Origin of the sequence: Staphylococcus sp. HMSC14C01 (assembly GCF_001808085.1) — a bacterium.
GTDB lineage: Bacteria > Bacillota > Bacilli > Staphylococcales > Staphylococcaceae > Staphylococcus > Staphylococcus hominis.
This window is the reverse complement of record NZ_KV792036.1, coordinates 1-9,387: the sequence shown is the minus strand read 5'-3', so window position 1 is coordinate 9,387 and position 9,387 is coordinate 1. Positions and strand designations below refer to the sequence as shown.

General features: G+C 30.4%; 10 protein-coding genes and 3 tRNA genes. 4 read left to right on the top strand and 9 right to left on the bottom strand.

Annotation, left to right across the window (positions count from 1 at the left end):
• Positions 1-3: 3 nt before the first annotated feature.
• The 7 genes from HMPREF3131_RS05940 to hemE form a co-directional block, all read right to left on the bottom strand.
• A tRNA-Phe gene (locus HMPREF3131_RS05940) sits at positions 4-76 on the bottom strand.
• 21 nt (positions 77-97) lie between these two features.
• Positions 98-173, bottom strand: a tRNA-Asp gene (locus HMPREF3131_RS05935).
• Between the two features lie 14 nt (positions 174-187).
• Positions 188-261 (bottom strand) — tRNA-Met (locus HMPREF3131_RS05930).
• Between the two features lie 323 nt (positions 262-584).
• Positions 585-1,145, bottom strand: a complete 561-nt coding sequence (locus HMPREF3131_RS05925; protein ID WP_017176379.1) for an RBBP9/YdeN family alpha/beta hydrolase — start codon at positions 1,143-1,145, stop codon at positions 585-587.
• Positions 1,146-1,249: 104 nt separating this feature from the next.
• Entirely contained in the window at positions 1,250-2,644 is a 1,395-nt protein-coding gene (gene hemY / locus HMPREF3131_RS05920) for a protoporphyrinogen oxidase (RefSeq protein ID WP_048682829.1), read from the bottom strand.
• Positions 2,645-2,661: 17 nt separating this feature from the next.
• Positions 2,662-3,585, bottom strand: coding sequence for a ferrochelatase (hemH, locus tag HMPREF3131_RS05915; protein ID WP_019835694.1), 924 nt, complete (start codon positions 3,583-3,585; stop codon positions 2,662-2,664).
• A gap of 45 nt (positions 3,586-3,630) precedes the next feature.
• The gene (gene hemE / locus HMPREF3131_RS05910; RefSeq protein WP_049382475.1) at positions 3,631-4,668 is read right to left on the bottom strand and encodes a uroporphyrinogen decarboxylase; all 1,038 of its coding nucleotides are present in this window, start codon (positions 4,666-4,668) and stop codon (positions 3,631-3,633) included.
• A 247-nt stretch (positions 4,669-4,915) separates the two neighbouring features.
• Here hemE and HMPREF3131_RS05905 point away from each other — a divergent pair, with 247 nt between their 5' ends.
• On the top strand, positions 4,916-5,416 hold the full coding sequence (locus tag HMPREF3131_RS05905; RefSeq protein WP_070436529.1) for an antibiotic biosynthesis monooxygenase: 501 nt from the start codon (positions 4,916-4,918) through the stop codon (positions 5,414-5,416).
• A gap of 55 nt (positions 5,417-5,471) precedes the next feature.
• On the opposite strand, the gene HMPREF3131_RS05900 is transcribed toward HMPREF3131_RS05905, so the two are convergent.
• Positions 5,472-6,695, bottom strand: a complete 1,224-nt coding sequence (locus HMPREF3131_RS05900) for an ABC transporter permease EcsB (RefSeq protein WP_017176384.1) — start codon at positions 6,693-6,695, stop codon at positions 5,472-5,474.
• On the bottom strand, positions 6,692-7,429 hold the full coding sequence (locus HMPREF3131_RS05895) for an ABC transporter ATP-binding protein EcsA (protein ID WP_048761762.1): 738 nt from the start codon (positions 7,427-7,429) through the stop codon (positions 6,692-6,694). The genes HMPREF3131_RS05900 and HMPREF3131_RS05895 overlap by 4 nt, the downstream gene beginning before the upstream one ends.
• Positions 7,430-7,563: 134 nt before the next feature.
• On the opposite strand from HMPREF3131_RS05895, the gene HMPREF3131_RS05890 reads away from it, so the two are divergent.
• The 3 genes from HMPREF3131_RS05890 to HMPREF3131_RS05880 all read left to right on the top strand — a co-directional run bounded on the left by HMPREF3131_RS05890 (position 7,564) and on the right by HMPREF3131_RS05880 (position 9,282).
• Positions 7,564-7,989 carry an HIT family protein gene (locus HMPREF3131_RS05890; RefSeq protein WP_017176386.1) on the top strand — a complete coding sequence of 142 codons (426 nt, stop codon included), beginning with the start codon at positions 7,564-7,566 and terminating at the stop codon, positions 7,987-7,989.
• A gap of 152 nt (positions 7,990-8,141) precedes the next feature.
• The gene (locus HMPREF3131_RS05885; RefSeq protein WP_002449632.1) at positions 8,142-8,525 is read left to right on the top strand and encodes a YtxH domain-containing protein; all 384 of its coding nucleotides are present in this window, start codon (positions 8,142-8,144) and stop codon (positions 8,523-8,525) included.
• Between the two features lie 199 nt (positions 8,526-8,724).
• Positions 8,725-9,282 (top strand): DUF3267 domain-containing protein, encoded by a 558-nt coding sequence (locus HMPREF3131_RS05880; protein ID WP_017176387.1) that lies wholly within the window; start codon positions 8,725-8,727, stop codon positions 9,280-9,282.
• Positions 9,283-9,387: the final 105 nt, after the last annotated feature.

The following is a 9,387-nucleotide window of genomic DNA, read 5'->3' as shown; positions in this document are numbered from 1 at the left end:
AAATGGTTCAGGACAGAGTCGAACTGCCGACACATGGAGCTTCAATCCATTGCTCTACCAACTGAGCTACTGAACCTTAATCATAAGTCAAAAGTAATGGCGGTCTCGACGGGAATCGAACCCGCGATCTCCTGCGTGACAGGCAGGCGTGTTAACCGCTACACTACGAGACCTATAAAATTATGTATTGCGGGAGGCGGATTTGAACCACCGACCTTCGGGTTATGAGCCCGACGAGCTACCGAACTGCTCCATCCCGCGCCAATATTATTAGCACTTCAAATGAGTACTTAATTAATATATCATTTAAGCCACTGTAATGTCAACACTTTTTTAAAATAATTTTTACAATACGTTAATTATAAATTTAAATAATTATGAGATAATTATTTTTTAATTAGTGCTTTTTTCAATACTTTATTAGTATATATATTAACACCTATATAGTCAATAAAAATTATAAATTAATTTGTGTAAAAAAACGCTACACTTAAAAAATTTTATTTTATGGGATAATTTGGGTATAAAATCTCATAATTATTATTACTCTTTATATTACTATTTGATACTTTCCCGCTCTAACATTATTGTGTCATATATTTTTGCATTTTTTCTTGTAATTCACTGAAAGAAACAAAGCCTTCTTCTTCTAGGAAGTGCCCTCCTTCTTCAACAATTCGAATTGATCCTCCTAAAGCTTGTAATAACTTTTCAGTTTCTTTATAAGATACATGTTCATCATCTTTTGAAGCGAGACCGTGAAAGTGTTTCACCTTTTTCTTAACTTCATCATAATCAATGGTAATATGATCTAAATTAACAGATTCATCGATGTCTTGAGCATCTTCTTTAAATCCAGCAATACTAAAAAAGCCTTCTATTGGACGTTTTAAATCTAATTGTTCAATAAATTTCAAAGCAGCGATTGAACCATAGCCATGTGTTACAACATACGTATCGGGATGATTGATTTTAATTTGTTGTTTCATAGTTTTTAGCCACATATCTAATTTTTTATTATCCGCTTTATCTAAATTAAACAATTGTACATTATATCCTTCGAGTGCTAAGTTATGTTTTAACCATTGATACCAATGATTTTGTGCATTTCCTATTTGTGAATGAACAATAATTACATCTGTCATTTTTTATTCTCCTTTTCTTCTTAATAATGACTATTTATTTTAAAATAAAGCACTTTAAAGAGACAAATGTAACCTCTAAAAAGTGCCTATTTACTATGCTTTATTTATAACTCGTCTATTAATTCTTCAACAGCATTTTTGCCTTGTTGAATACAATCAGGTAAACCTACCGCTTCAAAAGGTGCACCGGTAATGCGTAACCCGTTATATTGACGTTTTACATGATTTTGTATATTGCGAATTTGAGTCATATGACCGATATGATACTGTGGCATACTTTTTGGTAATCGATTCACTATGGTAAAATCTGGATCACCTTTAAACGTCATCATTTTACTTAAATCTCGACGTGCGATATTTACAATTTCTTCATCAGTATGGTCATCTACAACCGTATCGCCAGGTTTTCCTACATACGCACGTAATAATACTTTACCTTTTGGTGTAGTAAACGGCCACTTTTTAGTCGTCCAAGTACATGCAGTAATATCAGTATGACTGGTTCTTGCAATGACAAATCCAGTACCATTATAGGTATTTTCGATATTTTTCTCATCAAATGCAAATACAACCGTTGCAACTGTAGTAGAATCCATAGTATTAAAGTATTTAAATGCTGAATCATGATTAAACCATTTCATAAACGTTTGATGCGGTGTCGTAACAAGTAAACCATCAAACGTCTCCCGACTATTATGTGTAACAATCTCATAATTATCATTATGAATATGAATATCTTCTACTGGTGTATTATATTTGAAGTGTACACCTTTTTGTTCAACATTTTTAGCTAGTGCTTCAATAAATGAACTTAGCCCATGTCTAAATTGTTTGAATTGTCCTTTAGGAGCACCTGGATAAAGCTGACGTTTTCTTGTACGTTCGCGTTTTTCATCTTTCATTCCTTTAATTAAACTACCATATGATTCTTCTTTATACTTGAAATTAGGAAATGTACTCATCAAACTTAATTGATCAATATCTGTTCCATAAATTCCTCCCATAAGGGGCTCAATCAAATTTTCCAGCATTTCGTTTCCTAAACGTTTTCTGAAGAATTCACCAACCGAAATATCATTTTCTATTTTAATAGGCGGAATAACTAAATCTAATCCTGCTCTTAATTTTCCTAAAGGGGAAATTAAACGTGTTTTTAAGAAAGGTTTAATATCTGTTGGAATTCCCATAATTGATCCGCCTGGAATAGGATACAATTGGTTCTTAGCAAAAATGTAGGATTGTCCTGTTTGATTCGTAATTAAATCATCTTCAAGACCTATATCTTTTGCTAAATCTGTCATGATCGTTTTTCGACCTAAGTAGGATTCTGGACCAAGTTCAATCGTATAACCATCGCGTCGATAAGTTTGAATTTTACCTCCAGGTCTTGAAGTTGCTTCAAAAATAGTTACATCTATGTCTTCATTGTAATGTTTAAAATAATATGCACTGGCTAGACCTGTAATGCCAGCACCTATAATTGCAACTTTTTTACTCACAACATGTCCCTTCCTTTTTAAAAAACTGTTTTAATTTCGTCGACAATCGCACCTATAAATAACGGATTTGTATTAGGCATTTCTGGTCGATAGTAATTAGCACCAATGTCATCGCAAACAACTTTACACTCATAATCATTATCGTAAAGTACTTCAAGATGTTCACAAACAAATCCAACTGGTGTATAAATAAAGTTTTTATAATGATGTTCATTGTATAATTCCCTTGTTAAATCTTGTACATCAGGTCCTAACCAAGGCGTACCTGTATTACCCTCTGACTGCCAACCTTGCGCTACATGTTTAATATTTGTAGAAGCTTCTAAACGATCCATAGTATCTTTAATTTCATTAGGATAAGGATCATTATTACGTTCTATTAATCCTTTAGGTAAACTGTGCGCAGACACGATTAAAATTGTTTCATCATGTTCTTCTTCTGGAATTTCAGCTAATGTTTCATTTACTTTATTTGTCCAGTATTCAATAAATTTAGATTGTTGATAATAACGTTCAACATGATGTAGTTGTATACCATATTTATCCGCTTCTTCTTTAGCACGTTTATTATATGAACCTACTGAAAAACTTGAATAATGGGGAGCTAATACGACTGTAACAGCCTCTGTAATACCATCATTATGCATTTTTTCAACTGCTTCTTCAATATAAGGAGAAATATGTTTCAATCCTAAATATAATTTAAATTCTACATCATCATATGTTTTATTAAGTGCATCTGTAAGTGCTTTAGCTTGACGATCTGTCGTGCCTGCAAGTGGAGAAAGCCCACCTATAAATTCATAACGATTTTTTAAATCTTGAAGTTCTTCTTCTGTTGGTCTTTTACCATGTCGTATATCTGTGTAATATGGTTCAATATCACTTTCTTTATATGGCGTACCATATGCCATTACTAATAAACCTACTGTTTTAGTCATTCTTAAAACCTTCCCTTTTAAAAATAAATTTTTATGATTCTAATTTTATTTTTGCGTATAGTCATGAACCAGTTGTGTTACTTTTTTAAGTGTATCTGGTTGAACTTCTGGGAAAACGCCATGACCTAAGTTAAATATATGTTTACCTCTTTGCATTCCTTCATCAAGTATTGCTTTAACTCTTTTTTCTAATACATCCCATGGTGCTAGTAGTAATGAAGGATCTAAATTACCTTGTAATGTTTTATTTACACCTAATTGATCCGCTCTCAAAATAGATGTACGCCAGTCTAAACCTAAAACATCAATTGGCAAATCATTCCATTCATTAATGAGATGACTAGCCCCTACACCAAATAATATAACAGGAATATTATGATGTTCTTTAATTCCACGGACTAAACGATCCATAGATGGTTTTATATAATATCGATAATCCTGTACATTAAGTGCGCCTACCCATGAATCAAAAATTTGAATCAATTCTGCACCTGCTTCAACTTGAGCTGTTACATATTTAATTGAAACGTCTACAAGATGATTCATTAAAGCAAACCAAGTCTCTTCATCGCCATACATCATTGCCTTAGTAAATGTGTAGTTTTTAGAAGGTCCACCTTCAATCATATAAGATGCTAATGTAAAGGGAGCACCCGTAAATCCAATTAAAGGTACATTTAACTTTTCTTCAGTTAGAATTTTAATTGTTTCTAGCACATAAGGCACATCTCTTTTAGGATCAATTTGAGTTAATTTTTCCACATCTTTCATAGATTTAATGGGATTGTGGATTACAGGACCTATACCAGATTGAATTTCAACATCTACTCCGATAGGTTTAAGTGGTGTCATAATATCTTTATATAACACAGCTGCATCAGTATTGTAATTATCAACAGGTAGATGTGTTACATATGCACAAAGTTCTGGTTGATGTGTAATATCAAAAAGTGAATACTTTTCTTTTAATTTGCGATATTCTGGTTGTGATCTGCCAGCTTGGCGCATAAACCACACAGGTGTGTGTGAGGTTGATTCCCCTTTAATTGTTTGTAAAATTGTATTATTTTTTTTATGCACCATTTTATCCTCCTAAATTAAAATCATTCTTATTCATAATATCACAACATAAAAGATTTCGCGTTTCTTAAATATTAAATGTCATAAAAATGACAAAGCACGTCTATCTATTCTTTAATTTTAAATTTGTAATTATAAGTGAATTGATTTAAATAAATTATTCACAATTTATTTTCTTATTTAAATTATTTATAATAGCTAGTCTTATCATTTAATCGTATAATATACATAAATAAAGGAGGTATGGCTTATGAAAATATATACAACTTATGGAACTTATGACTATTTAAATCAAATTCGTTTAAATCATCCTGAAAATCATCTGTTTATTTATTCAACTAATGATTCTTCAGTCATTATTGAAGAATCCGAAGATAAATCTATACTTAAACACCCTACTACTTATGAAGTTGTTAATGAAATCAATGAGTTTAATCATCAACATTTCTATTCAGCTATCTTCATTCCAAGTTCAGAAGATCATGTCAATCAACTAGAAAAACGTCTTTCGAATTTGAATTTAGATTTCAGTCAATTTGCTGGTTTTAAAAGCTATCGTTTCTTACGACCTGAAGAAGGTACTACTTATAAAATTTACTTTGGCTTCGCTAATCGTCAAACATACGAAGATTTTAAATCATCTGATATGTTTAATGATTATTTTTCTAAAGAAGCATTAAGACATTATTTTGGCTCAAGCAGTCAACATTCAAGTTATTTTGAAAGATATTTATATCCAATTAATGATTAACATAAAAAGAGGAAGCTTAAGTATGTGTTTAATACATCTTAAGTTCCCTCTTTTTTTAATCTCTTAATAAAGTTTCCTGATATTGCAATTTTTTAATCGTACTTCTAATCGTTAACCATCCTACAATAAAGAATACAATTGCAAAAAAGAAGTATTTTATATAAAAGATGATAAAAATGATTGCGAAAATAATACCTATCATAATCATAAGGCGATATAAGAATTTTTCATATCCTTTGATCACTTCACTATCTGATACAGGCCAAACCTGAGGCCATAGTCCATACGCTTGCTGCGTATAAAACTGAGACATTTGCAATAAAATAATATACATAAATAAACTACCAATAATAATAGAAACAAGTGGATGAGACAGCCAAATCATAAGTACAAGTGCAATGACAACAAGTCGAAGAATAATACTTAATGCATCTTTTCCTCTTACAAAACTTCTCACAAATAAATAAAGATACATATTGTGCGAATTAAAACGACGTCCTTTGGGTGTGGGTAAAAGAAAATCTAAATATTTGCGTCTTGCTGCATTTTCTTTTAAATGCTTAACATCTGTAAACATATTTACAAATTTATAATAATTTGTATGATGTCTTTCTTCTACTGAAATCAACTGTTCCCATGGAAATAACGTAAGACTCTTAAATTTAGGTATAAGGTACGCCATGCCAAAGAAAATTATTGTTAATAAAATGGCAAAATATAATTGTTTCCCTAAAATTAGATAATACGTTATAAAATTAAGTGAAAATATTAAGACATTTAATATCCATTGAGACAATCTCGCACGATACCATTGCCATTTTAAGCGTAGTCCTAAAATAGGATGAATAAGCGCTAAAACACTCATCACGATATAAGATACAACTAATTGTTGATTAAGCTTATAAAACAATGGAAATAATACAATTAATAACACTATTTGTAATATTATACGGTTAAAATAACTATATCTTAGGCCTAATTTTATATAATCTTCCATATTCTTCTCAAAAGGAAGCAAAAATAACTTGTCAGCATCTTTTAAAAATGTTCGAAATGGAAAGATTGAAGTTAAAGCAATTACAATACTTGCTAAGAATGCATAATCTATATTTTTAGGAATATGTTGTAACCATTGACCATAACCTAATATGAAGGCTCCTAATAAAATAACTAAGAATACAGTAAAGTGACCATTAAAAATAAATTTATTATAATAATGTTTTTCTTTTTTTATTGCGTCATAACGTTGTTTAAATAATGCTATGGCTTCATTATTCATGTCGTTTGACCACCTTGCGTAACATGGATATAAATATCATCAAGAGTTTGATCTTTAAGCCCCGTTTGTTCTCGTAGTTCCTCTAAATTTCCAAAAGCAACCACTTTTCCTTTATCTAAAATAATGAATCGATCACAATATCTTTCAGCAGTTGCAAGAATATGGGTACTCATTAGTACTGTACGCCCTTCATTTTTCTTTTCAACCATCAAATCAAGCATGGATTGTATACCTAATGGATCCAAACCAAGAAATGGTTCATCAATAATATAAAGTTCAGGATCGACAATAAATGCGCATATAATCATTACTTTTTGTTTCATTCCTTTTGAAAAATGGCTAGGAAAAACATTAAGTTCATTTTCAAGTCTAAATGTTTTTAGTAGAGGACGCGCACGTTTCATTGCTTCTTCCTTACTTATTTGATAAGCCATAGCAGTCATGGCTATATGTTCTTCTAATGTTAATTCTTCATAAATGACTGGTGATTCAGGAATATATGATAGTTTACGACGGTAGATTTCGATATCATCATTAATATTGGTATCTGAAATAGAAAGTGTTCCTTCCATTGGCGTTAATAATCCAAGCATGTGCTTAATGGTCGTACTTTTTCCAGCGCCATTGAGACCAATTAATCCTACTATTTCACCTTTTTTTAATTCAAAATTTATATTTTCAATAACAGGACGTTTACCATATCCTCCTGTTAAATGTTCAACTTTAACTGTCATAAGGCACCTCCATGAGTTATATTGTACCAAAATCATTATATAACTACTAAGGTTTGCTATAACTCATTAGCGAATTTTTAAAATAACAATGTTATAATAATGAGTAAAAATAGGTTAAAGGAGTGCATTTAATTATGTCAGAAACTGTTTTTGGTAAAATTCTTACTGGTGAAATTCCAAGCTATAAGGTTTATGAGAACGATTATGTTTATGCATTTTTAGATATTTCTCAAGTTACTAAAGGACACACACTTTTAATTCCGAAGAAAGCTTCTCCTAATATTTTTGAAACTGATGAAGAAACAATGAAACACATTGGAGCTGCTATTCCAAAAGTAGCAAATGCCATTAAAAAAGCATTTCAACCTGATGGATTAAACATTATTCAAAATAATGGTGAATATGCTGATCAGTCAGTATTTCATTTGCATTTCCATTTCCTACCTCGATATAAAAATGATATCGATGGTTTTGGTTATCAATGGGAAACTCATGAAAATGAAATTAGCGATGAACAGAAAAAAGATATTGCTGAACAAATTAAAGCTCAATTTGAATAATTCTGCATATTGAATATCATTTATGGGTAATATAAAATGAAATCAATATGTCAATGTAATAATTATAGTAAGTAGCTTAAGTCAATCGTTACTTACTTCATAAAATGATATGATTTATTCTATAATCGACATAATAGTGAGGAGAATAAAAAATGAAAGTTACACGTGTATTATTTGGTATCGGTGTGGGACTTGCTTCTGGTATTGCTGTATCATGGATGAATCGTGATCAACAAAGATATAATGCTAATGCCTCTGGACAAAAAGTTCCTACTGGTGCTCGCTCAGAATTAGAACGAGAAATCGAAACAATTAAACGTAGTTTCTATAATATTATTGATTATAGTAAGCAAGTGAAAAATGACGGTGTACAACAAGGTAGCGACATTGCTAACGAATTTAAGACTTTAATCGGAGATTTTAAATCTGATATCAATCCTAATATTGAAAAATTAAAATCTCATATTGAAAATCTTCAAAATCGTGGCGAAGAAATTAGTAATACATTTTCAGAAGATAAGAATAATAACAAATAGAACTCTAACATTGAGCTCAATTTGGCTATGAAGAAATTTATATTAATAGATTTCTTTATGGCTTTTTTTATAAATATACAATCTAATATAAAAACATTGCTCTATATTACAATAGCTATTAAAAATTGTCTTGACGATAACTCAAGTTAGTTAGATAATACCTATCGTATATTAAACGACCTATTTTCGAGGTGGAGTTATGTTTTTATGTAAACGTCATATAGATATCCATGCGCGATTTGGTGTTCCAAGAATTGCGTTTTTAAGTATTGTAACAACTATTATTGCGTTTTTAGTTAGTTATGAGATTATGTATTATTTTGTAAAAACGCCTTTATCAGATAAATACTTTTTACTTCTAATATTATTTATCATTCTTATGTACCCTATTCACAAAACAATACATTTATTCTTCTTTTTACCTTATATTCATGCGTTTAGATGGCACAAGTTAAATAAGAAAAAATGGCTTCCTTATTTTAATACGTATGTGAATACGCCTGTCCGCAAGTTTTATTTTTGCATTAATCTTATTTTGCCATTTTTAATAATTACAAGCATTTTAATTTTCCTAACTTATCATTTTCCAAGTTATGGACATTATTTTATGTTCTTATTTGCCTTAAATCTTGGTTTATCAGTTATGGATTTTTTATATTTAAAAATTATTCTTTTTTCAAAAGAAGGACAATTTGTTGAAGAACACCAAACAGGCATTAATTTACTGACAAAAGTGCCATTCCATTCAAAGTTCTAATATATAAAGAAGGGTAATTATAAACGTATTCACTCAAAATTAAAATACAGTCTACTGGTTATTTTGAATATATTAAAAAGAGTCCGGGACATAAAGTATCTAGAT